The sequence below is a fragment of the Mesorhizobium sp. M0051 genome, assembly GCF_040323235.1.
In the GTDB taxonomy this organism is placed as follows: domain Bacteria; phylum Pseudomonadota; class Alphaproteobacteria; order Rhizobiales; family Rhizobiaceae; genus Mesorhizobium.
Genome location: NZ_JAMYUT010000010.1, coordinates 78,871 through 105,230, shown reverse-complemented (window position 1 = coordinate 105,230; position 26,360 = coordinate 78,871). Strand labels below are relative to the sequence as shown.

The following is a 26,360-nucleotide window of genomic DNA, read 5'->3' as shown; positions in this document are numbered from 1 at the left end:
TCAACGTGTCGCTCTGCGGAATTTTTGCCTTTGCCGGCATGAGGAAACAAGAAGGAGTTTGCAATGACCGACGCTGCTAAAAAACTGGACTTGGGCGGCAAGGGCCAGGAGGCCACGGCAACGCTTGCATTCGCCGGCAAGACCCATGAATTCAAGGTGAGAAGCGGTTCTGTCGGGCCTGACGTCATCGACATCGCTTCGCTCTACACCACCACCGGGGCCTTCACCTACGATCCCGGCTTCACCTCGACCGCAAGCTGCGAATCCGAAATCACCTTCATCGACGGCGACGCCGGCATACTGCTGCATCGCGGCTACCCGATCGACCAGTTGGCCGAACACGGCGACTTCCTCGAGGTCTGCTATCTCCTGCTCTACGGTGAATTGCCGACCAAGGCGCAGAAGGACGATTTCGATTACCGCGTGACGCGCCACACCATGGTGCACGAACAGATGTCGCGCTTCTTCACCGGCTTCCGCCGCGACGCGCACCCGATGGCCGTGATGTGCGGCGTGGTCGGCGCGCTGTCGGCTTTCTATCACGATTCCACCGACATCTCCGACCCGTATCAGCGCATGGTGGCGTCGATGCGGCTAATCGCCAAGATGCCGACGATCGCCGCGATGGCCTACAAATACCACATCGGCCAGCCCTTCATTTACCCGAAGAACGAGCTGAATTTCGCCGCCAATTTCCTGCATATGTGCTTTGCCGTGCCATGCGAGGAATACAAGATCAACCCGGTGCTGGCGCGCGCCATGGAGCGCATCTTCATCCTGCATGCCGATCACGAGCAGAATGCCTCGACCTCGACCGTTCGGCTCGCCGGCTCTTCTGGCGCCAACCCGTTCGCGTGCATCGCCGCCGGCATTGCTTGCCTGTGGGGGCCGGCCCATGGCGGCGCCAATGAAGCGGCGCTCAACATGCTGGGCGAGATCGGCCATGTCGATAATATCCCGGAGTTCATCGCCCGCGCCAAGGACAAGAACGACCCGTTCCGGTTGATGGGCTTCGGCCACCGCGTCTACAAGAACTACGATCCGCGCGCCAAGATCATGCAGAAGACGGCGCACGAGGTTCTGGGCGAGCTCGGCATCAAGGACGATCCGCTGCTCGACATCGCTATGGAACTGGAGAAGATCGCGCTGACCGATCCCTATTTCATCGAGAAGAAGCTCTACCCGAATGTCGACTTCTATTCCGGAATCACGCTGAAGGCGCTGGGCTTCCCCACCACGATGTTCACCGTGCTGTTCGCGGTCGCCCGCACCGTAGGCTGGATCGCGCAGTGGAAAGAGATGATCGAGGATCCGCGCCAGAAGATCGGCCGCCCGCGCCAGCTCTACACCGGCGCGCCGGAGCGCGACTACGTGCCGATCGCCAAGCGGTGATGGGAGCGAATAGCGAATAGCCAGTAGCGAATAGGGACTTTTATATAGGGCATAGCGTTGGTTTCCCGCTAAACAACGCTAAGGGGGAACGAAGCTTGAACATCGTCATGCTGCCCGCTGTTTCGCGGACAGATTGAGAGCTTTCCGGCCGGCTGCTTTGGCTGCTCGATCCCAAAGGAAGTCGCCGGAGAAGGCAATATGCTCCCACCCGCTCGGCCGAATTCACATCCATGACCCAAACGAGCCATTCCGACAGGTAAGCTCGAATGTCTTGAATGTGGTAGAATACGATATTGGTCAACCGTCGCCGCATCAGCCATCAATGAACGCGCGGAAAATAGGGATTTGCTGAGTGCTGGTGAGGTCAGTTTCTTATCGGAACAACCAATGCTATGTTCCGCCGGGGCCAGGCCAACAATGGACCGCAAGCTTTCCGCGATTCTAGCCGCAGATGTAGTGGGCTATTCGTCTCTGATGGAGCGCGACGAGGCCGGTACATTCGAGCGCCTTCGTGCCGGACGCAAAGAGCTGTTCGAACCCGAAATCGCTCGCCACCACGGCCATATCTTCAAGCTGATGGGCGATGGGATGCTGGCCGAATTCGGCAGTGTCGTCGATGCCGTCGAATGTGCAGTGTCGCTGCAGCGCGGCCTGTCCGAGCGCAACGCCTCGCTTCCCGAGTCGGAACAGATCCTGGTGCGGATCGGTATCAACCTCGGCGAGGTGATCGTTGACGGCGACGACCGGTATGGCGATGGGGTCAACATCGCGGCCAGACTTCAGCAGTTAGCGGAACCGGGCGGCATCTGCGTCTCGGGAAAAGTGGCCAAGGAGGTCGAGAGGAAGCTAGCGTTCACATTTGCGTCAATGGGCGAACAGAGGGTTAAGAACATCACCGAACCAGTTCGGGCGTATCGCGTACTGCTTGATCCAGCGGCAGCGGGCAAGACCCTCCATGCTCGCCGCCAGCCGCGCGCCTGGCGTCTTCCAGTCACGGCGGGTGTTCTCGTCCTGGCTCTCGGCCTTGCAGTAGCATGGTGGCAGCCGTGGGAGAGGCCTGCACAGCTTGCCGTTCCGACCGTCAGCGAGGCAGCCGACACCCGGGCCTCGCTAGTCGTCCTGCCCTTCGACAATCTCAGCGACGACAAGGAACAAGAATATCTCGCCAACGGCTTCACCGAGGATCTGACGACCGCACTGGCGCGTGTGCCGGGTCTTTTCGTCTTCTCCCCCAACGCGGCCTCCGCTTACAAGGACAAGGACCCAAAGCCGGCGGAGATTGCGGCGGCATTGGGCGTCCGGTACCTGCTGAAAGGCTCGATTCGCCGCGTCGGCGACGACATGCGCATCAATGCGCAGCTGATCGATGGCTCGACTTCCAGACATCTCTGGGCGGAGCGTTTCGACGGCCGGTGGGCAGACGTATTCGCGCTGCAGGACAGCGTTGTCAGCAGCATCGCGGGTGCGCTCCAGCTCCGCCTGGTGAGCGGCGCGCCGGCTACCCGGGCCGGAGGCACCAGTAATCCCGAGGCCTATGAGGCCTATCTCAAGGGGATGGACATCTACAACCGTATCAACACGCCCGAGGAGTTTGCGCAGGCTGTGAAGTATTTCCAGCAAGCCGTGCAACTCGACCCCGATTTCGGCGCGGCGTACGCCCAGCTCGCCTGGGCCTACTGGGACGCGGATGTCGGTCGGGTCGTAGTAATGGGGCTTACGACCGACGTGGCCCAGGGCAAGATCTATGAAACCCTGGAAGCGGCGGCCAGGTATCCTTCGCCGGGCTACTATCAGCTCGTCGCCGAGTTGATGGTCCGCGAGCACGACTCGGACGACGCAGTTACCGTTCTTCTGAAGTCGGTGGCGCTAGATCCCAGCGATACTTGGAATTATCTCTCGCTGGCCAATGCTCTGAATTTCAACGGCAGGCCGAAGGAAGTGCTTAGCTATCTCGATGCGGCTGCGCGCGTCGACCCAAACTCGTGGATGGACTACAGGCGCTACCAAGCCGGACTGGCCGAGTTCGGCCAGGAGAAGTTTGAGGACGCGGTTCGCTCTATCGAGAAGATGGACCTTATATCGGCCGATCCACGGGCGAAATTTTATGCCCTGCAGGTCCTTATTTCGGCCTATGGGCATCTTGGGCGCACAGACCAGGCCGCGGCGGCTTTGGAAACGCTTAGGAAGGTTGTTGCGCAGAGAATGGAATGGGAGCCGAGCCAGTTGATGACCCAGGATTACATGGTGTTCAAGAATACAGCCGATATCGAACGCCTTTTGGCCGGGCTGACCAAGGCAGGTGTGCCAGAGCTGTCGGCATTGGCAAAGGCAGGCATGAATCCGAAGGACCGGCTCACAGGGGCGGAAATAAAGTCTCTCATGTTCGGGCACGAAACGCGCGGAAAATTGGTAATGCCCACGTTCCTGCCGATGCAGCGCACAACCTCGGTCGACGGCGCCGTCAGCGAGACCGTTGGCCAGAGGAGCCGCGTAGGAACCTCGTGGGTGCAAGGCGATTTCTTGTGCAACGCCTTTCCCATAGAACTGACAAGCTGTGGGGCGATTTTTCGCAATGTGTTCAGGACGCCAGGGCGCGACGACGAATACAAGGCCGTTTACCGCGGGGACCAGTTCGAGTTTTCGGTCGTCAAGTGAACTCCAAAATGCCGCAAAAGCCCGAAAGTCTGCTTGCGGATATACATGCGACCTTGTTCGCCATAACCGCAAATGACCGGAAGTGGCGCTGCTTGCTCGTTCCCACCGACGAGAGAAGGGCAACGTTCCACCCACAGAGAAGTTCAGCACACCATCCGGTTCGTGTTCGCGATTTGATCTCCCTTGGCGTTGTTTAGCGGGAAACCAACGCTATGCCCTCATATAGACCGAGGCGGTGAGAACGGCCTTCTTCCTATTCGCTATTCGCTCTCTTAATGTACCGCATCACGACCTGCGCAGCGATCTCTCCGGATGGCTTCTCGGTCGCCATGCGCCGCGTGATCTCGGCGAAGCCTTGCTTCTGCCAGGCCCGCATGCCGCTGTCGGCAAACAGCGCCTCCAATTGCCGAGCCAAATTGTTCGGCTTGACGTACTCATTGTAGAATTCAGGGATCAACGCTCGATCCGAGATCAGATTGGGCAGCAGTGCCGACCAGACCGAAACCATATACGGCGCGACGACGCGCGCGACAGGATCGAGCCGATAGCAGGAGATCATCGGCACACCGGCCAGCGCCAGTTCCAGGGACACCGTCCCGGACGCGATGAGTGCGGCATCGGCTTTGCCGAACGCTTGCCATTTGCGCTGCGGATCGATGATGATCTCAGGCTTTTCATCCCAACGGTTTACCGAGGATTTGACCAGGTCGGCGACATGCGGAACTGTCGGCAGCAACAGCCGCAGGCGGTGCCCGCGCGCGCGCAGCATCGACCCGGTTTCGCCAAACGGATCGAGCAGCCGACGCACCTCGCCGCGCCGCGAGCCGGGCAGAACGAGCAGCGTCTTCACGCGGTCCGCAGCAAGGTCGCGCGGCAGGTCCTGTGCCTTGGCCGCGCTGAGCACGCCCGCATCATGCATGAGGCGATGCCCGACATAGGTGCCCAGGGGGCCGCCCAGCCGCTCAAGCTCCTTCACCTCGAACGGCAGGATGCAGAGGATATGGTCGACATAGGGCTTCATCGCCGCCGCCCTGCCCGGCCGCCACGCCCAGACGCTCGGGCAGACATAGTGGATGATCGGGATCGATGGATTGGCCGCACGGACCTTTTTGGCGACGCGCAACGAAAAGTCCGGGCTGTCGATGGTGATGAGGCAATCAGGCTTCTCGTCCGCAACGCTCCTGGCCAGCTCGTTGATCCGCCGCATCAGCCGCGGCAGGTCGCGCAGGATGGCGCTGAAGCCCATGAGGGCGATCTCACCGGCATCGAATGGCGGGACCAGTCCCTGTGCCTGCAAATGGCGACCGCCGAGGCCGACGAGTCGCACGTCGCGCCCGGTAGCCTGCTTGAGCGAACGCACGATGTCGGCACCGAGCAGATCGCCGGACTCCTCGCCGGCAACGATTGCGATCTTCAATGCCCTGTCAACCATTGCGTGGCTCCGTCGCGGCAGGCAGACCAATGACGAACAGACCAAGCGCGTTGGCGCGCGCGATGGTTTCCGGGCCTTCGAGAACCAGCGAACGTCCCGCTTCCACGGCAATGCCGGCAAGCCCGGCCGCATGCACGGCTTCGACCGTTTGCGGGCCGATGGAGGGAAGATCCGCGCGCAGTTCCTGACCAGGCTTGGCGCACTTGACCAGGACACCGCGGGTCTTGCCGGCAATACGGCCGTGGCCACGCAGCAGCTTCGCACGGTCGAGCAGTCCTGCTGTTCCCTCGATACCTTCCAACGCGATGGTCCGGCCGCCGACGGCGATCGCCGCCTGGCCAATATCGAGCGCCCCTATGGCCTTTGCCGCCGCAAGGCCGGCCTCGATGTCGCGCCAGTCGGATTTCCTTGGCGAGGCTTTCGTCAGCACGCCTTCGGCAGCGACAAGGTTCGGCACGATCTCATGGGCGCCGACGACCTTTATTCCCCGCGCTTCGAGGCCTCGCGCCAAGACCTTCAGCAGGCCATCATCGCCACGCGCCAGCGCCGCGACAACGACCGGTATCACTGCGAGCAGACCGAGACTTGGACGCAGCTGTGTCAGTCTTGGCCGGCGCTTGATCTCCCCGGCAAGCACCAGATGGGTGATCCGGTGCCGCCGCAGCAACGATATCAGCGAGCCGATGCCTTCCAGAGCGAGGCTTTCATGCTCATACCGGGAGAGCTCCGCCGTGCGGTCGACCTCGCCGTCCATCAGGATGACAAAGGGCGGATAGCCTTGTTCAGCCGAACCGGCCGCGACCTCTACGGGCAGACTGCCACCGCCGGCGATAATGCCGACCCTGGCGCCTGGCGGGAGATCAAGACGCGCTGCCGCTGTCTCAGTCTTCGTCATCGACATCGTCGCCATCGCCGCCCTTGAGCGACGGCACAGCGTAGTGCCGCTTGCCGCGACTGGAGATGAAATCGATGATTTTCATGGCGGTCGGCGAAGACGCGAACTCCGCCTTGGCGAATTCGATGTTCTCGCCAACTGTGCGGGAACGGTCGAAGATCATCCTGTAGGCCTTGCGCAGCACATGGATCTCGGACCTCGGCAGGCCGGAGCGCTTCAGGCCTATGATGTTGAGGCCGCGCAGGCTGGCACGGTTGCCGACCGCGATGGCATAGGGAATGACGTCGCCGACGATCGCCGAGCAGCCGCCCAGAAAGGCGTTGTCGCCGATGCGGACAAACTGATGCACGGCGGTCAGCCCACCGATATAGACATTGTTGCCGACCTCGCAGTGGCCGCCCAGCGTCGCGCCGTTGGCGAACGTCGCGTTGTTGCCCACCACGCAATCATGGGCGATGTGGGCGTAGGCAAGGAAATTGCCATTGTCGCCGACCGTCGTCTCGCCGCGGCTGGAATCGGTGCCGAGATGCATGGTCACGCCTTCGCGGATCGTGCAGTTCTGGCCGATGACCAGGGTGGTGCGGCCGCCCCTGTGCTTGGTGTTCTGTGGTGGGGCGCCCAATGTCGCCATTGGGTAGACCTTGGTCGAAGCACCGATTGAAGTCGCGCCCATTACCGAGATATGACTGACCAGTTCGACGCCGTCGCCGATCACGACATCGGCGCCGACGTGGCAGAACGGTCCGATGCGCACACCGTCGCCGATTTGGGCGCCTTCCTCCACAACGGAAGAAACATGGATGGATGTCTTGATTTTCATAAGCATTCGATCGTCAGTCGCTGGTGACCATCATGGCTGAAATCTCGGCCTCGGCCGCCTTGGCGCCGTCGACCATGGCTTCACAAGCGAATTTGAGCAGATTGCCGCGTTTCTTGATTTTCTTGACATAGATCTTCAACTGGTCGCCGGGGACGACCGGTTTGCGGAATTTGGCGTTGTCGATGGTCAGGAAATAGACCAGCGACGGCTTTTCAGTCCCGAGGCTACGGATGCAGATGGCACCAGCCGTCTGCGCCATCGCTTCGACGATAAGCACACCTGGCATCACAGGCTGCTCTGGAAAATGCCCCTGAAAATGTGGCTCGTTTATGGTCACGTTCTTGATGCCAACGGCGGACTCGTCGCCATCGATGTCGACGATGCGATCGATCATCAGGAACGGATAGCGGTGCGGCAAGAGCTTTATCAGCCCCATAATGTCGACCGCTTCCAGCGTCGTCGACGCGATCATGTCAGCCATTGCCTCCCTCGCCCTTTTTGCGGCTCCTGGCGAGCTTGCGCAGCATGGCTATCTCCCGCATGGCTTCCGCCATCGGCTGTGCCGGATAACCGCCCCAGATCTCGCCTGCAGGGACATTGCTCATAAATCCACTTCTGGCGGCAAGTTTGGCCCCTGTCCCGATGGTTAGGTGATCCGCAAGCCCGACGCCACCGCCCATAGTGACGTTGTCACCCACGACCACGGACCCAGAAATACCCGAAAGCCCGGCGATTATGCAATTGCGGCCGATGCGAACGTTATGGGCGATCTGCACGAGATTGTCGATTTTGGTACCCTGGCCGATGATCGTATCGGACATGGCGCCGCGATCGACGGTGGTGTTGGAGCCGATCTCGACGTCGTCCTGAATGACGACACGGCCGATCTGCGGCACGCGTTCCGGGCCCTTGGCGCCACCGACGAAGCCAAAACCATCCTGGCCGATCCTGGCACCGCCATGGATGATGACGCGGTTGCCGATCAAGGCATACTGGATGCTGGCGCCCGGACCGACATAACCGTCGCGGCCGATCTGGCAGGATTGTCCGATGACCGCATTGGGCGCGATGACGGTACCGCTGCCGATCGACGCTCCCGGCCCGATGACCGCTCCGGCCTCGACGATGGCACCTGCTTCGACATGCGCGGTGACATCGACATGAGCATGCGGCGAGACACCGGTTTCACTGGTCATCGGTCCTGGCGTCGCCGCCCTAGGAAACAGAAGGCGTCCGACCAGCGCGAAGGCCTGCTGCGGACGGGCATGAACCAGAACGGCCATGCCGGCCGGCGCCTTGCCCGCAAATTCCGCCGGACACAGCACCGCGGCCGCCCGCAGCGACGGCATCAGCGCGGAATTACGCCTGCCGTCGACAAATACGAGCGCATTCTCGCCGCCCTCGCTGGCCGGCGCGAGCGCATCGATGAAAATATCGGATTGGCCGGAATCGACAAGCACCGAGCCGGTCAGATTCGCGACTTCGCCCGCCGTATACCGGCGTGATGGCGCGAAGAACACCGGATCGGTCATTCCAGAAGCTATATCCAGCTAGATCGGAACATTTTCTCCCGGACCTTAAAGACCCGGGAGCATCGTTGGCCACCGATCAGAAGCGGGTCGATATGCCGAAGTTGAATTCCTGCACATCGTCGCGCGCTTCCTTCTTGACCGGGATCGCATAGTCGATACGGATCGGACCGAACGGCGACGCCCACATCAGGCCGAGGCCGACCGAGGCACGCAACTTCATACCGACCGAGTCCTGAGTGACTCCAGCGGTGTCGACCTTGCTTCCATAGAGCGTTGCCGCGTCGGCGAATACCGCGCCACGCAAGCCGAAGCTTTCCGGCACGACCGGCAACGGAAACTGGGCTTCTGCGGAGGCATTGAAATAGGTCGTGCCGCCGAGATGGTCACCCGTGTTGACGTCTACAGGACCGATGCCGCCATAGGCGAAGCCACGGATCATGCGGTCGGAGCTTTGGAACTGATCGAAGATCCGCAAACCATCGCTGCCGTATCCTACAACATGGCCAGCGCCACCTGAAATGAGCCCGACCAGGTCGTACTGCTCCGACAGCGTCTGGTAGATACTGCCGCGCCCCGTGACCTTCACGAACTTGGCATCACCGCCGAGGCCTGCGACTTCCACCGTCGTGGTGGCGTAGATACCCTCGTGCGGGCTCTTCATATCGTCGATGGTGTTGTAGACCAGCCCGAGGCTGACCGACGACTTGATCCAAGGGCTTTGTTCGATGCCGTCTAGGATAGCCGTGGAAACGTCGCAGCCGGCGTTGGGATCGCAATCATCATCCAGCTTATATTTCTCTTGCGAGATGTTGTAGGCCAACTGGGTCGAGATGCTGTCCGTGATCGGCAGACCGAAGCGAACGGTCGCACCCGTGGTGTCGCTGTCGTAGTGATCGTAGTTCCGGGTCTGCTTAAAGATGTCGAAGCCGGCAGCGATACGCCGTCCGAGGAAATAGGGCTCGGTGAAGGACAGGCTGTAATCGCGCGAATTCTTGCCGCCGCCTGCCGACACCTTGATGAACTGGCCACGACCAAGGAAGTTGCGCTCGGTGATCGACCCTTCGACGGATGGGCCAGCCGTATCGCCACCGGTCGAATAGCCAGCACCAACCGAGAATTCACCGGTCGACTTCTCGACCACGTCGACCACCAGAACGACCTGGTCAGGCTGCGAGCCCGGAACGGTCGAGATATCGACTTTGTCAAAGTAATTAAGGTTTTCCAGACGCTTCTTCGCGCGCTGGATGAGCACCTGGTTGAAGGCGTCGCCCTCACTGACGTCAAACTCGCGACGGATGACATAATCGCGCGTGCGGTCGTTGCCACGGATCTCGATGCGCTCGATATAGGCTTTGGTGCCTTGGTCGATCGTGTAGACCACCGAAATGGTGTGGTTTTCGAAATTGCGGTCGCCGCGTGGCGTCACCTGCGCGAAGGCATAGCCGGAACCGGCCACCTTCTCGGTCAGGGCAATGATGGAATCCTCGACGTCCTTGGCGTTGTAGACGTCGCCCTTGCGGGTCTCGATCACCGATTCCAGTGCCTTGCCGTCTACTTCCGGGATCGTGCTTTCGACGCTGACGTCACCGAATGTGTAGCGGTCGCCTTCCTGGACGGTGATGGTGACCGTGTACTTGTTCGTCGCGCTGTCGAGCTCGCCGACTGCGGACACGACCTGGAAGTCGGCATAGCCGTGATTGTAGTAGAAACGGCGCAGCAGCTCCTGGTCGGCGCGCAGCTTATCCTCGTCATAGACGTCGTCGCGCAGGATGAACGATACCCACGACGAACGCTTGGTATTGATCACATCCGACAGGCGGCGGCTCGAATAGGCGCTGTTGCCGACGAAATTGATCGCCGCGATCTGCGTACGTTCGCCTTCGGTGATGTTGAAGACCACGTTCACGCGGTTGTCGCCGAGCTGCATGACCTGCGTGGTCACCGTCACATCGTCCCGGCCGATACGTTTGTAGGCAGCCTTGATCGATTCGACGTCGGCATCGAGCGTTGCCTGCGAGAACGTCCCGCGCGGCTTCAGCTGCACCGCCGCCGCAAGCGCATTGTCCTTGAGCTTCTTGTTGTTCTGGAACAGCACCTGGTTGACGACCTGGTACTCGGCAACCTTGACCACCAGGGTCGATCCGACCTGGTTGATCTGCACATCCGAGAACAGGCCGGTGCCGAACAGCGCCTTGATGGCGCTGTCGATATCGGAACTGGAGAACGCCTTGCCCGGCTTGATGGTGATGTAATTGCGGATTGTCTCAGCGTCGATACGCTGGTTGCCGCTCACTTCGACTCTGCTGACGACAGCGGCTTCGGCCGCCGATGTGGCAACGAACTGCACTGCGAGAGCGCCTGACACGACAAGAGCCGCGGACAGGGTCACCGCGGAAGCGGCGCTCAGAAACTTGGATGCTGCCTTCATCGGGCTTAATAACCTTTTCTCGTAGTCCCCACGGCGAGAAAACCGGACGTGCGGTAATTTCCCCTACCGTATTAACCGGATTTTCCCTACACGCAAGGCTTCTGGTTAATTTGTATTTACTTAGCCTTGCGGCGTGGCTTTCGCGTCACTCATATCCCCGTGCATGGTAAACGGCGTCTCAACATCGGCCATGCAGAAGCCGAATTTCTTCATGATTTCAGCATCCAAACAGATCGTTCCAGAAAACGAACCCCATGAAGCACAGCACCAGAAGCAACCCGGCCCGATAGGCCATTTCCATCATCCGTTCCGACACCGGACGGCGAATGACGGCCTCCACCCCGTAGAACAGGAGATGGCCGCCGTCGAGGGGGGGAATCGGCAAAAGGTTGAGAAACCCGATGCCAACCGACAGCATTGCAACCAGCTGCACGAGCCATTCGAATCCCAGTTTCGCCGCCTTGCCGGCCATGTCCGCGATCTTCACGGGGCCGCCCAGCTGACATTTGTCCTCGCGCCCAACGACAAAGCGCTGCAGGAACTGGCCGGTGCGCTGGATGACATGCCCGGTTTCCTGGACGGCCGCTGCAACCGCCCCGACGGGTGTGTAGGTGACGAGTCGCGGCTGGCCGAGTTCCTTGTTGTTGACAACGCCGATCACGGCGACCTTGACCTTGTTGCCGAGCGCGTCTTCCTGTTCCATTAGCCGCGGCGCCGCGGTCACCGTGACCTCCTTGCCGCCGCGCAGCATGACGAAGGTAATAATGTCGTCGGCGCGGCCCGAGACCAGGCGCTGGACGTCGCCAAAGGTTTCGACCTTGTTGCCGTCGACGCTGACGAATCGATCGCCGGGCAGGATGCCGGCCTTCGCCGCCGGGCTGTCGGCCGTCACCTCGGCCACCATCGGCTCCGCGACATAACGGCCATAGGCAGTGAACAGCACGGCAAAGACGACGATCGTCAGCAGGAAATTGAACACTGGCCCGGCCACCACTGTTGCCGCGCGCTTCCAGATCGGCTGCGTGTGAAAGGCGACCTTGCGCTCCTCCTCCGTCAGCGTCTTGAGTTCTTCCGTCGAGGGCTGGCTCGAGGTGGCGCTCATGTCGCCGACGAATTTGACATAGCCGCCAAGCGGTATCGCGCAGAGTTTCCAGCGCGTGCCGTGGCTGTCGTTGAAGCCGAAGAGTTCGGGACCGAAGCCGATCGAGAAGGCCTTGACGCCGATGCCGCACCAGCGCCCGACAAGGTAATGGCCCATCTCATGGACGAATACGACCACGGTCAGCACAAAGAGGAACGGCACCAGCGTGCCGAGGACAAAGCCTTCTGTGCTGAAAAGCGCGTGAAGAATCTCGTTCAAGACAAACCCTCAAATTCTTCCACAGCGCGGATTGCGCCGTGACTGTGACACCAATCCGGGCGAATCCAAGGCGCATCGCGCATCGGACCTGAAATGACACCACTCAAACGGGGAACAGACCCTGCGCCGGATGATCGGCGGTCGCCGAAATCCAGCCAATGACGTATAGGGCGAAAGCCGCCGCGACAAGCCCATCGACGCGATCCATCACGCCACCATGGCCTGGGATCAGCGTACCCGAATCCTTGCGGCCGTGGCGGCGTTTGACCCAGGATTCAAACAGGTCCCCGGCCTGTGAGACAATTGACAACACGAGCGCCACCAGGCTGAGCAACGCCAGGTTGCCGACGCCGGCAGCGGCGCCGAGGATCAACCCCGCGACAACGCCTCCGACAGCGCCGCCGAGCGCGCCGCTGCGTGTCTTGCCAGGTGAGATCGCCGGCGCCAGCTTCGGGCCTCCAACCGCACGGCCAACGAAATACGCAAAAATATCGGTGGCCCAGACGACCGCGAACAGGAACAGGATGGCGACAAGGCCCGAACGGTCACCGTCGCGCAGCAAGGCCAGCGACAGGCCTGAAACGGCAGCATAGGCAAGACCGCTCGCGTCCCATTGCCCGGCCTTGCGAACCGACGCGGCAATCGCCGTTGTGGCAACCATGACCACGACATATGGCAACAGCCAGGACGCGCCAAGGCCGCCAATCAAGGCGCCAATGAAGACAACCAGCAGCGCTTCCGGCAGGAAACCCAGACCCGTGGCCCCGGCCCGGCGCGACATGCGGGTCCATTCATAGAAAATGACCGCAGCGATCACGGCGCACAGCAAGCGGAACGGCATACCGCCGAGCCAGGTCAAGCCAAGGGTGATGATGGCAAGCACGATCGCCGAAATGACGCGCAGCCGGAGATTGCTCATCCCGCGGCCGGTCGCGAAGCGACGTCCTGGGCTCCAAGTCCGCCGAATCGGCGTTCGCGGCCGGCAAACTCACGCAACGCTTCGGCAAGATGCTCGCGGCTGAAGTCGGGCCAATAGCAAGGCAGGAAGACGAGCTCGCTATAGGCGGCCTGCCACAAAAGGAAGTTCGACAGCCGGAGCTCGCCGCTGGTGCGGATGACCAGCTCGGGGTCGGGAATGCCATGCGTGTCGAGGGCGCCGGCAAAGCTTTCGGCTGATATCGCGTCGCTCTCGAGTTCGCCACGCGCCACCGCCGAAGCAAGCTTGCGCGCCGTGCGCACGATCTCGTCGCGTCCGCCGTAGTTGAAGGCGATCACCAGCGTCAGCGATTCATTGGCTGATGTAAGCGATTCGGCCTCGTCGAGCAGCCCCCTGATATCGGGCTGCAGCCCTGCCCTGTCGCCGATGATTCTGATCCGCACGCCACTCTGGTGCAGTTCGGCCAGGTCCCGGCGGATGAACATTTTCAAGAGGCCCATCAGGTCGCTGACCTCGGACTTCGGACGCGACCAGTTCTCCGACGAGAACGCATAGACGGTCAGGTAGGAGATGCCGAGCCCGGGTGCGGCGCGAACCGTCTTGCGCAGCGCCTCGACGCCGGCACGATGGCCCGCAAGACGAGGCATGCCGCGCGCCTTGGCCCAGCGTCCGTTTCCGTCCATGATGATCGCGACATGCGCGGGCGTTGCCATGTTCTCGCTTTCGGGTCAGCCTATGGCCACGACCCTAAACCTGCATGATTTCAGCTTCCTTATCGGAAAGCAGGTGGTCAATGGTGCTGATCGTCTCGTCGGTAAGTTTCTGGACCTGGTCCGAGCGCTTGCGCTGATCGTCTTCGCTGATCTCGCCGTCCTTCTCCGCTTTCTTCAGGAAGTCCATGCCGTCGCGGCGCACATGGCGCGCGGCGACCCGGGCATTCTCGGCATAGGTGTGCGAGATTTTCACCAGTTCCTTGCGACGCTGTTCGTTGAGTTCGGGCAGTGGAATCCTGAGGTTGGTGCCGTCGACGATCGGGTTAAAACCCAGATTGGATTCGCGGATGGCGCGGTCGCCCGCGCCGACCATCGACTTGTCCCAGACCGATACCGAGATCATACGAGGCTCCGGCACCGAGACGTTGGCGACCTGATTGATCGGCATCGTGGTGCCATAGGCCTGCACCTGGATCGCATCGAGCAGATTGCTGGAGGCGCGACCGGTCCGCAGCGAAGCCAGATCATGCTTGAACGCTGCGATTGCTCCATCCATGCGCCGCTTGAGATCGTCGTACTCACCACTCATCTTAATCTCCTCGACCCGTCTGACGCGGGTTCACTGCTTCGGGGCCGTGTTCGAGCCTGCTTCCCTTTCTTCGGGATCAGGCCCGGGTCAATCGTCTGTGACGACCGTGCAGCGGCCGCCGCCCCTTAGAATATCGCCGAAACCACCTTTTTCGTGGATCGAATAGACGATTATCGGAATGTTGTTTTCGCGCGCAAGTGCAATCGCTGCCGTATCCATGATGGAAAGGCCGCGATTTATGACTTCGCCATGGCTGATGCGCTCGAAACGTGTCGCATTTGGGTCCTTCTTCGGGTCCGCCGAGTAGACCCCGTCGACCTGGGTGCCCTTGAACAGCGCGTCGGCGCCGATTTCAGCCGCGCGAAGTGCAGCGGCCGAATCAGTGGTGAAGAACGGATTGCCGGTGCCGCCGGCAAAGATCACCACCTTGCCCTGATTCATGTAGCTGGTCGCCTGGCGCTGCGAAAAACTCTCGCAAAGCTCAGGCATGGCGATAGCCGAAAGCACCACGGCGTCGACACCGATCTTGTTCAATGACGTGCGCAGCGCCAGCGAATTGATGACCGTCGCAAGCATGCCCATGTGGTCGCCGGTGACACGGTCGCCGCCCTTGGAAGCAACGGCCACGCCACGAAAGATATTGCCGCCGCCGATGACGACGCCGACCTCGATGCCCAGTGCACGCGCCTCGGCGATGTCGCCGGCGATGCGATCGACGACCGAAACGTCGATGCCGAAATGCTGTTCGCCCATCAATGCTTCGCCCGACGCTTTCAGCAAGACACGTCGGTAGAGGGGCTTCACCGTCATCTGGTCCTCGTCATTTGCGTGTGGCGCGCTCCGGGCGGCAACCCCCGCGCAGTCACCGCCCCGAACAATCGCGTTCCGATACACGAAGGGCGCCCCCCCCCGCCCCCCCGCCCCCCCACATCCCCCCTCCCCCCCCCCCCCCCGCCCCCCCCCCCCCCCCCCCCCCCCGACCGGCAAATTGGTGGTAACCTGCCGGATCGATCAGTCGGCGGACACGCTGGCTGGCTCGCCCTCGACAAGCACCGGCGATGCGTAGCCGGAGGGCTTGTCGCCGGTTGCGGCACCGCCTGTGACGCGCGCCTGTATCTGCGGCCCGAAATAGGAATAGGGGAACGACGCGGGCGTTCTGCTGACCGAATCCAGCCGGTCGCGAAGCCCTGGCGGAATCTCGAAGTCCAGCGCGCCAAGATTGTCCTGTATCTGGGCCAGCGTGGTCGCACCAATGATGACGGTGGCGATCCCCGGCTGCGTCGCCACCCAGTTGAGCGCGACCTGTGGCATGCTGCGGCCGAGCTCGGATGCAACCTTCTTGAGTTCGGCCACGATGGCCCAGTTACGCTCAGTGAATTTCTGGAAGCCCGGATGCGTCGAATTGCGGAACCCGTCGAGCCGGCCCACATTTCCGGCCCGGGCCGGCCGATACTTGCCGCTGAGCAGCCCGCTGGCGAGCGGGCTCCAGACCATGATGCCGGCGCCATGGCGCGTGCCGAAAGGCACGAACTCGTTCTCGATCGCGCGTTCGGCCAGGGAATATTCGAGTTGCAGGGCCGAAACCGGCTCATATCCGCGCAGTTCGGCAATCGTCTGCGCGCGCCCCGCATACCAGGCCGGCACATCGGACAGGCCGACATGGCGCACCTTGCCCATCCGCACCAGGTCATCCAGCGTACGCATGACCTCTTCGGCCGGCGTCAGCCTGTCCCACACATGCATGAGATAGAGATCGATATAGTCAGTGCCCAACCGCTTCAGTGAGGCATCAACCGCCCGCATAATGTTCTTGCGGCCATTGCCGCCGGCATTCGGATTGCCCGGCTGCATGTTCATGGTGAACTTGCTGGCGATCACCGCGGTGTCGCGCAAGCCTCGCTCGGCGATGAATTCGCCAAGCCAGGCTTCGGCCGTGCCGCCAGTGTAGAGGTCCGCCGTATCCAAGAAATTTCCGCCCGCCTCGACATAGGCGTCGAACATGGCGCGGGCCGTGTCCCTGTCTGCTCCCCACCCCCATTCCTTGCCGAAAGTCATCGTGCCGAGCGCCAGCCGGCTGACCCTGAGGCCGCTGTTGCCGAGCGTGTAATAGGTCATGGTCATGATCGTCTTCCAATGCTTGCTGGTGAATGCCGTGGCGTCACTGGCCCGCCGTGTCATTGCCCGGGGTTGCCTTGACCCACGGGTTGCCGCGCTCATGCGTCATGTGGAACGCGAAGCCGTCGACCTTCCAGCCGGCGGCGGAGCGCGTCAAGTGATGCTCATAGGTGCCCCAGACTTCCCAAAGCGGGTCGCCATTGCCCTCCATCCGGTTCCAGGCATAGCCGTTCGAACGGACCGTCGCCGTGTTCGCCTGGAGAGCGACCTGATGGTTGGTGCGCAGATGCAGGCTTGTCTTGCTACCCTTGAGGTTGCCGGCCCAGGCGCCGATCAGGTCGTCGGAGGCGATGTTGGCCGCCGGCTGCCCGGACAGGCTGCTGAAATCGGCGGTGACCCGATCCGCGAAATAGCTGCGCGCCAGTTTCCAGTCCTGCGCGTCGACGGCGCGGTCGATGCCATCGGCTATCCGGATGACCGCGCGTTCGTCCGCTAGCGCCTGCCAGCCGGAAGGTTCCGCCCCGCCGGTATCAATGGGCGCCAGCGCCATGCCTGCCGCGAACGTTACGTGCTTCAACGCATACATGTCTCTCCTCCTGATGCCATCAGTCGATCGGCAAAGTGTGGGCGCCGATGTGTTGGCGACAATGTAGACCACTGAATCGGCGTCGATAAGATTGCATAGTTCGCAAAGACAATGCGATATTGCTCATGAATGGACCGCGATCTCCTCATACATTTGCCTGTGATCGTTGCCGTTGCCCGGCGCGGCGGGTTCGCGCTTGCGGCGGCCGAACTCGGCATGAGCCCGTCAGCGGTCAGCCATGCCGTGCGGCTGGTCGAGGAGCGTATCGGCCAGCCCTTGTTCGCACGCACGACGCGCAGCGTTTCGCTGACCGAAGCCGGAAAGGCGTTGGTGGAGACCGCGGCCCCTGCCCTTCAGGATATTGGTGAACGGATCGACCGAATCCGCAGCGTCAAGGGCAGGCCCTCCGGCCTGCTCAGGATCAACGCCTCCACCATCGCGATTCCATTGGCGGTGACGCCTGTCGTCGCGGCGATGGCCGAGCGCTATCCGGACGTTACGGTGGAGATTTTCGCCGACCAGGGGCTGGTCGACATCGTCGGCGAAGGCTTTGATGCGGGCATCCGGCTGGGCGAGATGATCGCGCAGGACATGGTGGCCGTGCGGCTCACGCCTCCGTTCAAAGCCGTCATCGTCGCCTCTCCCGACTATATCGGACGCCGCGGCCGTCCGCGTTGCGTCGCCGATCTCGCCAACCACAATTGCATCGGCTACCGGCTTGTCCGCTCCGGTGCCCTCTATCGCTGGGATTTGACCGAAGATGGCAAGGATGTCGTCATGGAGACCGGCGGTACGACCATCGTCACGGATTCGCTCGCGGCGATTGCCCTGGCGCTTGCCGGAGTGGGCCTTGCCTATATGTTCGAGCCGCTGGCGCGCGCCGATCTTGCGGCCGGCCGCCTGGTGCAGGTTCTGCCGCAGTCGGCAATCGAGGAACCCGGCCTTTTCCTCTATTTCCCGCGCCGGGCGGCGATGGCGCCGAAACTGCGGGCCTTTATCGACACCGCACAAGAAATCGGCCGGACATCCCTGCGGACATCCGGCCGAAAAACGCTTTCGGAATAAAGCGGTAGGAAGTTACTTCTTGACCGCGGCCGCGACTTCCGCCGCGAAGTCGGTCTCTTCCTTCTCGATGCCCTCGCCCAGCGCAAAGCGCAGGTAAGCCGTGATCTTGGCCGGCGCGCCGATGTCCTTCTCGGCATCCGTCAGCGCCTTCTCGACGGTGATGTCGGGATTGAGCACGAAGGCCTGCTTCAGGAGCACGACCTCCTCGTAGAACTTGCGCAGACGGCCTTCGACCATCTTCTCGATGATCGCTTCCGGCTTGCCGGACTGGCGTGCCTGGTCGGAGAAGATCGCCTTCTCGCGTTCGACCGCGGCCGGATCGATCTGCTCAGCGGTCAGCGCCATCGGATTGGTGGCGGCAACATGCATGGCGACCTGACGAGCGAAAGCATGCGCCGCATGCTCGTTGCCGGTGGTCTCGATGGCAACCAGAACGCCGAGCTTGCCGAGACCATCGGCAACCGCGTTGTGGACGTAGGTGGCGACGGCGCCATGCGGAACGGTCAGCTTGGCCGAGCGGCGGAAGCCCATGTTTTCGCCAATGGTGCCGACAGCGTCCTTGATGGTATCGGCTACCGACTTGTCAGAACCCGGATACTTCGCGGCAGCCACGGCTTCTGTCGTGCCATAGGCCAGAGCAACCTTGGCAATTTTGGCGACGATTTCCTGGAACGCGGCATTGCGGGCAACGAAGTCGGTCTCCGAATTGACTTCTACCACGGCAGCCTCGCGAACGCCGGAATCGACGCCGATCAGGCCCTCCGCTGCAGTACGTCCAGCCTTCTTGTCGGCCTTGGAAATACCCTTCTTGCGCAGCCAGTCCACGGCTTCTTCCATGTTGCCGTTGGTCTCGGTCAACGCCGCCTTGCAATCCATCATGCCCGCGCCGGTCAAGTCGCGGAGTTCTTTGACCTGTGCAGCCGAAATGCTCATTGTCGCCTCTTTGGTTTTAAATGCACCGACGCACCATCGATATTCGATGATGCGTCTGTTTAGCGTGCCAAAATATGAGAAAGATGAAGGCCGCAACCGGCCTTCGCTTGTCAAGCTTCGGGGGCTTCCGACGCCGGGGCCGGGGCCGGCTCGAGCGCCGGCTCGACCGGGGCTTCGACCGAAGCGCCGATGTCGATACCGAGCGCGCCTTGCTGGCGGGCGATGCCGTCGATGGCAGCCTTGGCGATCAGGTCGCAATAGAGCTGAATGGCGCGGGCCGCGTCGTCATTGCCGGGGATCGGGAAGTCGATCTTGTCCGGATCGCAGTTCGAATCGATGATGGCGACGACCGGGATGCCGAGACGCTTGGCCTCGAGGATGGCGATCGCTTCCTTGTTGGTGTCGATGACGAACATCAGGTCGGGCGTCGAGCCCATGTCCTTGATGCCGCCCAGCGCCTTGTCGAGCTTCTCGCGCTCGCGATCGAGGTTGAGGCGTTCCTTCTTGGTCAGGCCCTGGGCCTCGCCGGCCAGCATTTCGTCGAGCTTGCGCAGGCGCTGGATCGAATTCGAGATCGTCTTCCAGTTGGTCAGCATGCCGCCGAGCCAACGCGAGTTGACATAGTACTGAGCCGAACGCTGTGCCGCATCGGCGACAATGTCGGACGCCTGGCGCTTGGTGCCGACGAACAACACGCGGCCGCCCTTGGCGACAGTGTCGGAAACCTGCTTCAGCGCCTGGTGCAGCAAAGGCACCGTCTGCGAGAGGTCGATGATGTGGATGTTATTGCGTGCGCCGTAGATATAGGGCGCCATCTTCGGGTTCCAGCGATGGGTCTGGTGGCCGAAGTGAATGCCAGCTTCCAAAAGCTGGCGCATGCTGAAATCAGGCAGTGCCATTCAAAGTTCCTTTCCGGTTAGCCTCCACGGACACAGGCATTTTTGGACTTTGTCCTCGAACGCCACCGGAGGTTTCAGCCGGATTTCTCCCGGGCAGACACCAAAGTCCGTGTGTGGAATGAGCGCGCATATAGAGGGGATACGCGACAAACGCAAGCCGTGTGGCGCTTCACGCTCAGCGTGCGGCAATCAGCGCCCCGGTGCCGATCATGGCACTGCCGGCAAACCGGTTCATCAGCCGCATGCGCCTCGGCGTCCTGAACCAACCCGAAGCCCGGCCCGCGAGCGCAGCATAGAAACCCATAGTGAGGATGTTGACGCTGATCACGACCAGGATCACCAGCAGGCCGTCGGCAAGGGTCATGGTGTCGAGGTTCAGGATCAGCGGCATGATCGAGGCATGGAACAGGATGGCCTTCGGATTGCCGAGCGCAATGGACGCACCGAGGAAGAATGACCGCGACAATCTTGCCTGCGTCGCCTGCGGCTCATTCGATTGCGCGGCAGCGCGCCACATCCTGACGCCGAGAAAGATCAGATAGGCAGCACCCGCATATTTCAGCAAGAGGAAAATCCATTCGAACGTCTGGGCCAGCGCCACCAGTCCGAGCAATGCCAGGGTGACCAGCACGGCATCGCCGGCGGCAACACCGACTCCGGCCATGAACGCGCGAAGGAACCCGCGCGACACGCCGTTGGTGATGACCGCGAACATCGCCGGTCCCGGCGTCGCGGCGGCAAGAGTGATCGCAGCGCAATAAGTCAGAAATGCTGTGAGCGTCACGATCGGACCTTTCCCTTCGGCACCCGCACCCGCCGAAAGATCGCGACGATCTCCTCGCGGCTGCATTCGATGGCGCCGAGCCGCACCGCACGGTCGCGCTCGAAGCCGGTTATGTCATAATGCGGCGCCGATGTCTTGGGCGGCCCCTGGTAGGATGAACGCTTGATCGCCAGCTCCGCGGCAAAGCGATGCAGTTCGTCGGTGTCGTCGGCCAACAGATGGCACCAGCGATGGCCAGCCCATTTCCAGATCGCTGCGTCGACATAGACTGCCATGAAGCTTGCTGTCTGCCTTCCATCTTTCACGACAGTCGGCCACATGGCCCGTCCGGATGTCAGTGACGATAGAATGGATTCGGATAGAAAATGAAGCTGCCTTTGGCCGCAAGCTCGGTCACCGTGCTGGTGACGGCTTCCTGCATGCGACGGTGCAGTTCGGCAACCGCATCATCGATCGAGCCCGCATACGCATGCAGGCCCAGCGCCTCCGGCACCCGGATGTGGGCGCAACGCGGCCCGGCCGGCTGCGGAATGAACCGGTTCATCGTGTCACGTAGTCCGTTCTGGCAATAATCGTTGCGGATCCGCTTCAGATGTTCGGCGATCTCCTCCTGGGTGATGCGCGGGTTGGCCGAGGCCCAGGGCCCGACGCGTTGTAGCCTCTGAATGGTGTCGGCAAGCGTGCGAACCTCCTTTTGCCGTTCCGCATCGCCGGTGTTTTCGCGCTGCCAGCGACGCGCCCGACGCAGAAGCTCGGCGGTATCGATGGCAGTGTCGGCCGAGATGCTCTCGCCGAGCCGGCGGCCGAGCTCGATGACCAACGCTTTCCGGCGCTCGGTATATGTCGCGCCTTCGTCGGATTGTATGCCGCAGGCGGCTTCATCGCGGGTCAGCAGCGTCGAATAGACATGGTGGATGCGCTGCGGCAGTGTGTCGGTCGCCTGGCGTTCTATCTTCAGGCTTTTCTCGACATAGGCGCATTCCTTTGCCAGCGCCGCTTCGACATTCCCGGTGAAGGCAAGCTTCCAGACGACCGGCGCGATCCAGACCTTGAAATCCGGATCCGTGGCCCGGCCGCGCCGGAGAGCCTCAAGCCCCATCTCCACGGCACCCGGCAGCAGCGGCGCGACGACATTGGCATGCCAGCCGACGCCGCCTTCGGGATGCAGCAGCACGCCATGGCCCTTCAAGGCCCAGGCGATGGAGTGTTCCTTAGCTGCCCCGCTGTTGCCCGGAATCTGGGCGATCAGGTTGTTGGCCAGCCAGAATTTCTGCATCATTCTGCCGAGACCGTTGACGACGCCATTCGTCGCCCATGACGCAGTGAGCGGGCTGACCTGCGAGACGATCTCCTTGTCGATCATCCAGTCGGTGAAGAACTCGGGGTGATTGGGCGTGATGAAGGTCGCCTTCCCCGCCCCGCAACTGGCCTTCAGCTGCTCAAGGTCGGCGTCGGGCAAGTCGATGTGGCGGACATTGGAGACGCCGCGCAAACCGGCTAGGCGGTTGAACGGCAACAGATCGCGAAATCCGGGAATGCCGCGCAGCATGACGATCCGGTTAACGGATGTCATGGCCCTGATCAGTAACCGGCTAGGTCTCGGCGCAACGAAGACATCGATCTTGCTCAAGCTGCTCCCCCCTTGCGCCTGGACGCTGGGGAGAGGTTGAGAGAAAATTGCGGCACGTTCAAGTCGTTCGCCACGGCGTGGCATGCTTAACCGGTCCGGATCGAAGCCTTATTTCGTCGGGCAGGCTTTCGTCTGGTCGAACAGCGACAGATTGACCAGCTTGCCCGTCATCGAGAAGTCGCCATAGTCCATGGTGAGGTCACGGGTGATGCCGTTCTCATGCAGTTTGAAGCTGATGCGGTATTCCGGCACCTCTTCGCCAGTCTTGCCGGTGTCGTCGAAATAGGCGATGTCGACCGGCCAATACTTTTCGGTGGCGAGCTTCGCCAGTGCCGGAGCCTCCGGATCGGCCTTGTCGGCATCGGTTTTCTTGCCGACGACGACGGTGGTGGTCATCACCTTGTTGGCATCTTCGGAACCGTCGAACAGATTGGTTTCGTAGAAATTCTCGCCCTTTTCGGCCTTGCCGATCAGTTCGACCAGATGCTGGGTCGGGAACTGGGTGGTCGACAGCTCGACGCTGTTCTTTTCCGGCTTGTCGATATCGACCTTCAGGCCCTTGGTCTCCTTCGTGGCGATGCCCTTGACCTCCTTGTCGAGGTTCTGATCGACGAAGGACTTCGTCACAAACGAGAATGTTTTGCCTTCGGCATCCTCGAAAGTGGTTGTCTGCTGGTCGGTCAGCCTGGTGTTGTCGGCGGTCACGATCTGGGTCACGAAACGGAATTTCACCGTATAGCCTTCACAGGCAGAGCCGTTGAACTCATAGACCATGCGACCGGATATGCCTGTGATGCCGGACTGATCGGACGCCTTTTTCAGGGTAAGGTCGTAGACGGCGCGGTGGGCTTGCAGCGCCGGCGCGGCAAAGGCCGGGCCGATCGAGAAGATCCCCGACAACAGGACGGCATGGAATGCAAGGCGCGCTGCGCGCATAAGGTACTCCGATCGTCGCGGCTGATGGTATGCCGCAGGGAAAGATGGTCCAGCTTAAAAAAAGTCATGGCGGAAGCGAGGCAAAAATAGCAATTTCGGCCCGGCCAGCGCGGCGTCACCAAGCAATAGGGAAATACCATGAGTGAAACAATCGAAAAGCGGCTAAGCGATCTGGGCGTGACGCTTCCTGTCGCCGCCGCGCCCGCCGCCAATTACGTGCCCTATTGCAGGACCGGCAATTTGCTGTTCACCGCCGGGCAGTTGCCGCTCAAGGATGGCAAGCTGCAGGCGAGCGGATTGCTTGGCCGCGATGTCGACACGGCAGGCGGCAAGGACGCGGCAAAGCACTGCGCGATCAACATCCTGGCGCAGGCCAAGGCAGCGCTCGGCGACCTCGAGAAGATCCGCCGGCTGGTGAAGATCACCGTTTTCGTGGCTTCGACACCTGAGTTTGTCGAACAGCATCTGGTTGCCAACGGCGCCTCGGATTTCCTGGTTGCGGCCCTCGGCGAACGCGGTAAGCATTCACGCTCGGCTGCCGGCACCGCCTGCCTGCCGCTTAATGCCGCAGTGGAAATCGAAGCCGTCTTCGAAGTCGAATGAGCCAGAGGACAGATATGACCGACCTATCCTGGCTGACCGCCCGGCCCGTCGCCCATCGCGGCTTTCACGACATGAACAAGAAGCGCTGGGAAAACACGCTTTCCGCCTTTGCGGCCGCGGCCGAGCGTGGCTATGCCATCGAATGCGACGTGCACCTGTCGTCTGACCGCGTTCCCGTCATCATCCATGATGGCGATCTCAAGCGCCTGACCGGCCAGGACGGCTTCGTCTGGCAGCGCAGCGCGGCGGAACTGGCGGCGCTCAAGATCGGTGGCACGGCGGACCATGTGCCGACGCTGCGGGAAGTGCTCGACCTGATCGATGGCCGCGTACCACTGGTGGTCGAACTGAAGGGCGTGCCAGGCTATGACGAAGGCCTGGTGGCAAGCGTCGGCAAGATGCTCAAGCGCTACAAGGGCAAAGCCGCGATCATGTCGTTCGACCACTGGTTGATCCGCGATTTCCCGAAGGACGCGCCGGGTATCCCGGGGGGACTCACCGCGTACGGCAACGACGTCAAGTTGATCGAAGCGCATTTCTCCATGCTTGCGCACGAGATCGCCTTCACCTCCTATGCGGCCGGCGACCTGCCGAACCGGTTCGTCAGCTTCGTGCGTGAAAAGCTGAAAATGCCTGTCATCACCTGGACCGTGCATGACCAGCCGGCTGTCGACCTGACCTTCAGATACGCCGACCAGATGACATTCGAAGGGTTCGAACCCGATCTGGTCAAAGTCGCCTGAGTGCCTGAAACGTGACTTGTACCGAGCCGGACGGAGCTTAAATAAGCCTCATGGATCAAGGCGACGAGGGCGATGGCCAAACAGCAAATGCGGACTATTCGATCCGCGTCGCCGCCGGCGTCGGCGCTTTCACCTGCGATGAATGGAACAGCCTCCGTGGGACCACGCGCGACGACGCAGAAAACGGCTACAACCCACTCGTTTCATTCGCTTTCCTGAGCGCGCTTGAGGAGTCCGGCTGCGCCGTGCGGCGCACCGGCTGGCAGGGCCACCATCTCAGGCTGGAGGATGGGCAAGGCACGTTGCTCGGTGCGGTTCCCTGCTATCTCAAGTCGCACAGCCAGGGCGAATATGTCTTCGATCATGGCTGGTCGGATGCCTTCGAGCGGGCCGGCGGCCGCTACTATCCCAAACTGCAAAGTGCTGTGCCGTTCACGCCGGTCACCGGCCCTCGCCTGCTGGTCAGCAAGGGCGAGGACAGCGCCACGGTGAAGGCCGGTCTCGCGGCGGGTCTGAAAGCGGTCACGCAAAAACTCGGCGTCTCTTCCGCGCATGTCACCTTCGCGCAAGATAGCGACGTGAAGGTGCTGGAAGCGGCAGGTTTCCTGCGCCGCACCGATCAGCAATTCCATTTCTTCAATGAAGACTTTTCAACCTACGACGATTTCCTCGCCACCCTTGCCTCGCGCAAGCGAAAGGCGATGAAGAAGGAAAGGCGCGAGGCGCTTGCAGATGGCATTTCGATCGACCGGCTGACCGGCAAGGATATCACCGAGAAGGCCTGGGACGATTTTTACGCCTTCTACATGGACACCGGCAGCCGCAAATGGGGCCGCCCCTATCTCAACCGTCAGTTCTTTTCGTTGATCGGCGAGCGCATGGCCGACGACATCCTTCTGGTAATGGCCAGGCGCAACGGGCGCTACATTGCCGGCGCCATCAATTTCATCGGCTCCGACGCACTCTATGGCCGCAACTGGGGCTGCATCGAGGATCATCCCTTCCTGCATTTCGAGGTCTGCTACCATCAGGCGATCGACTTCGCCATCGAGCGCAAGCTGAAAGTGGTCGAGGCAGGCGCGCAAGGCGAGCACAAACTGGCGCGCGGCTACCGGCCGGTGACCATGCATTCCGCGCACTACATCGCCCATCCCGGCCTGCGCAACGCCGTTGCCGACTATCTCAGGCGCGAACGCCATGAGGTGGAGCGGATGAGCGAATATCTCGAAGAGCATACCCCGTTCCGCAAGGATTTGGAGGAGTAGCGACCCGCTGCCCGGAGGGGCAGGATCGACGATCGTCTTGCCGATTTT

The 26,360-nt window shown here is 61.6% G+C and carries 25 protein-coding genes; 6 read left to right on the top strand and 19 right to left on the bottom strand.

Going from position 1 to position 26,360, the window contains the following annotated elements:
• The first annotated feature begins 63 nt into the window (after window positions 1-63).
• Together gltA and NKJ90_RS12880 are read left to right on the top strand one after the other, a co-directional pair.
• A complete protein-coding gene (gltA, locus tag NKJ90_RS12885) occupies window positions 64-1,392 on the top strand; it encodes a citrate synthase (RefSeq protein WP_031260182.1) in 1,329 nt (442 codons plus the stop codon).
• 417 nt (window positions 1,393-1,809) lie between these two features.
• The gene (locus tag NKJ90_RS12880) at window positions 1,810-4,047 is read left to right on the top strand and encodes an adenylate/guanylate cyclase domain-containing protein (protein ID WP_023759236.1); all 2,238 of its coding nucleotides are present in this window, start codon (window positions 1,810-1,812) and stop codon (window positions 4,045-4,047) included.
• A gap of 253 nt (window positions 4,048-4,300) precedes the next feature.
• On the opposite strand, the gene lpxB is transcribed toward NKJ90_RS12880, so the two are convergent.
• The 13 genes from lpxB to NKJ90_RS12815 form a co-directional block, all read right to left on the bottom strand.
• Complete coding sequence (gene lpxB, locus NKJ90_RS12875; RefSeq protein ID WP_352486133.1) at window positions 4,301-5,479, bottom strand: lipid-A-disaccharide synthase; 1,179 nt, start codon at window positions 5,477-5,479, stop codon at window positions 4,301-4,303.
• Window positions 5,472-6,389: an LpxI family protein gene (locus tag NKJ90_RS12870; RefSeq protein WP_023759238.1), complete on the bottom strand. Its 918-nt coding sequence runs from the start codon at window positions 6,387-6,389 to the stop codon at window positions 5,472-5,474. Before NKJ90_RS12870 ends, lpxB begins: the two co-directional genes overlap by 8 nt.
• Window positions 6,361-7,194: an acyl-ACP--UDP-N-acetylglucosamine O-acyltransferase gene (lpxA, locus tag NKJ90_RS12865; protein WP_023759239.1), complete on the bottom strand. Its 834-nt coding sequence runs from the start codon at window positions 7,192-7,194 to the stop codon at window positions 6,361-6,363. Before lpxA ends, NKJ90_RS12870 begins: the two co-directional genes overlap by 29 nt.
• A 13-nt stretch (window positions 7,195-7,207) precedes the next feature.
• Window positions 7,208-7,675, bottom strand: coding sequence for a 3-hydroxyacyl-ACP dehydratase FabZ (fabZ, locus tag NKJ90_RS12860; protein ID WP_023759240.1), 468 nt, complete (start codon window positions 7,673-7,675; stop codon window positions 7,208-7,210).
• Window positions 7,668-8,726 carry a UDP-3-O-(3-hydroxymyristoyl)glucosamine N-acyltransferase gene (gene lpxD, locus NKJ90_RS12855; protein WP_023759241.1) on the bottom strand — a complete coding sequence of 353 codons (1,059 nt, stop codon included), beginning with the start codon at window positions 8,724-8,726 and terminating at the stop codon, window positions 7,668-7,670. The genes fabZ and lpxD overlap by 8 nt, the downstream gene beginning before the upstream one ends.
• 76 nt (window positions 8,727-8,802) lie before the next feature.
• Entirely contained in the window at window positions 8,803-11,154 is a 2,352-nt protein-coding gene (gene bamA / locus NKJ90_RS12850; RefSeq protein WP_023759242.1) for an outer membrane protein assembly factor BamA, read from the bottom strand.
• Window positions 11,155-11,371: 217 nt separating this feature from the next.
• Window positions 11,372-12,514 (bottom strand): RIP metalloprotease RseP, encoded by a 1,143-nt coding sequence (gene rseP, locus NKJ90_RS12845; protein ID WP_023759244.1) that lies wholly within the window; start codon window positions 12,512-12,514, stop codon window positions 11,372-11,374.
• A 103-nt stretch (window positions 12,515-12,617) separates the two neighbouring features.
• Complete coding sequence (locus tag NKJ90_RS12840; RefSeq protein ID WP_023759245.1) at window positions 12,618-13,433, bottom strand: phosphatidate cytidylyltransferase; 816 nt, start codon at window positions 13,431-13,433, stop codon at window positions 12,618-12,620.
• Entirely contained in the window at window positions 13,430-14,164 is a 735-nt protein-coding gene (locus tag NKJ90_RS12835) for an isoprenyl transferase (RefSeq protein ID WP_023759246.1), read from the bottom strand. The genes NKJ90_RS12840 and NKJ90_RS12835 overlap by 4 nt, the downstream gene beginning before the upstream one ends.
• 34 nt (window positions 14,165-14,198) lie before the next feature.
• Window positions 14,199-14,753, bottom strand: coding sequence for a ribosome recycling factor (gene frr, locus NKJ90_RS12830; protein ID WP_352486132.1), 555 nt, complete (start codon window positions 14,751-14,753; stop codon window positions 14,199-14,201).
• An 87-nt stretch (window positions 14,754-14,840) separates the two neighbouring features.
• Complete coding sequence (gene pyrH / locus NKJ90_RS12825) at window positions 14,841-15,563, bottom strand: UMP kinase (RefSeq protein ID WP_023759248.1); 723 nt, start codon at window positions 15,561-15,563, stop codon at window positions 14,841-14,843.
• A gap of 201 nt (window positions 15,564-15,764) precedes the next feature.
• Entirely contained in the window at window positions 15,765-16,874 is a 1,110-nt protein-coding gene (locus NKJ90_RS12820) for an aldo/keto reductase (RefSeq protein ID WP_023759249.1), read from the bottom strand.
• A gap of 37 nt (window positions 16,875-16,911) precedes the next feature.
• Entirely contained in the window at window positions 16,912-17,454 is a 543-nt protein-coding gene (locus tag NKJ90_RS12815; RefSeq protein WP_023759250.1) for a nuclear transport factor 2 family protein, read from the bottom strand.
• 129 nt (window positions 17,455-17,583) lie between these two features.
• On the opposite strand from NKJ90_RS12815, the gene NKJ90_RS12810 reads away from it, so the two are divergent.
• Entirely contained in the window at window positions 17,584-18,519 is a 936-nt protein-coding gene (locus tag NKJ90_RS12810; protein WP_023759251.1) for a LysR family transcriptional regulator, read from the top strand.
• 12 nt (window positions 18,520-18,531) lie between these two features.
• Here NKJ90_RS12810 and tsf read toward each other — a convergent pair whose 3' ends face one another.
• From tsf to NKJ90_RS12780, 6 genes are all read right to left on the bottom strand, one after another.
• Window positions 18,532-19,452 (bottom strand): translation elongation factor Ts, encoded by a 921-nt coding sequence (gene tsf / locus NKJ90_RS12805; protein ID WP_023759252.1) that lies wholly within the window; start codon window positions 19,450-19,452, stop codon window positions 18,532-18,534.
• Window positions 19,453-19,562: 110 nt separating this feature from the next.
• Window positions 19,563-20,351 (bottom strand): 30S ribosomal protein S2, encoded by a 789-nt coding sequence (gene rpsB, locus NKJ90_RS12800; protein ID WP_023759253.1) that lies wholly within the window; start codon window positions 20,349-20,351, stop codon window positions 19,563-19,565.
• A gap of 175 nt (window positions 20,352-20,526) precedes the next feature.
• Window positions 20,527-21,135: a LysE family translocator gene (locus tag NKJ90_RS12795; RefSeq protein ID WP_023759254.1), complete on the bottom strand. Its 609-nt coding sequence runs from the start codon at window positions 21,133-21,135 to the stop codon at window positions 20,527-20,529.
• Window positions 21,132-21,410 carry a DUF4031 domain-containing protein gene (locus NKJ90_RS12790; protein ID WP_023759255.1) on the bottom strand — a complete coding sequence of 93 codons (279 nt, stop codon included), beginning with the start codon at window positions 21,408-21,410 and terminating at the stop codon, window positions 21,132-21,134. Before NKJ90_RS12790 ends, NKJ90_RS12795 begins: the two co-directional genes overlap by 4 nt.
• A gap of 59 nt (window positions 21,411-21,469) precedes the next feature.
• A complete protein-coding gene (locus tag NKJ90_RS12785; protein ID WP_352486131.1) occupies window positions 21,470-22,708 on the bottom strand; it encodes a lysophospholipid acyltransferase family protein in 1,239 nt (412 codons plus the stop codon).
• Window positions 22,709-22,873: 165 nt separating this feature from the next.
• Window positions 22,874-23,701, bottom strand: a complete 828-nt coding sequence (locus tag NKJ90_RS12780; protein WP_023759257.1) for a cell envelope integrity EipB family protein — start codon at window positions 23,699-23,701, stop codon at window positions 22,874-22,876.
• A gap of 138 nt (window positions 23,702-23,839) precedes the next feature.
• Here NKJ90_RS12780 and NKJ90_RS12775 point away from each other — a divergent pair, with 138 nt between their 5' ends.
• The 3 genes from NKJ90_RS12775 to NKJ90_RS12765 are packed head-to-tail and all read left to right on the top strand — an operon-like array spanning window position 23,840 to window position 26,312.
• Window positions 23,840-24,304: a RidA family protein gene (locus tag NKJ90_RS12775; RefSeq protein WP_023759258.1), complete on the top strand. Its 465-nt coding sequence runs from the start codon at window positions 23,840-23,842 to the stop codon at window positions 24,302-24,304.
• A gap of 14 nt (window positions 24,305-24,318) precedes the next feature.
• Window positions 24,319-25,047 carry a glycerophosphodiester phosphodiesterase gene (locus tag NKJ90_RS12770; RefSeq protein ID WP_023759259.1) on the top strand — a complete coding sequence of 243 codons (729 nt, stop codon included), beginning with the start codon at window positions 24,319-24,321 and terminating at the stop codon, window positions 25,045-25,047.
• A gap of 50 nt (window positions 25,048-25,097) precedes the next feature.
• Window positions 25,098-26,312, top strand: a complete 1,215-nt coding sequence (locus tag NKJ90_RS12765; protein WP_023759260.1) for a GNAT family N-acetyltransferase — start codon at window positions 25,098-25,100, stop codon at window positions 26,310-26,312.
• The last annotated feature ends 48 nt before the right edge of the window (window positions 26,313-26,360 follow it).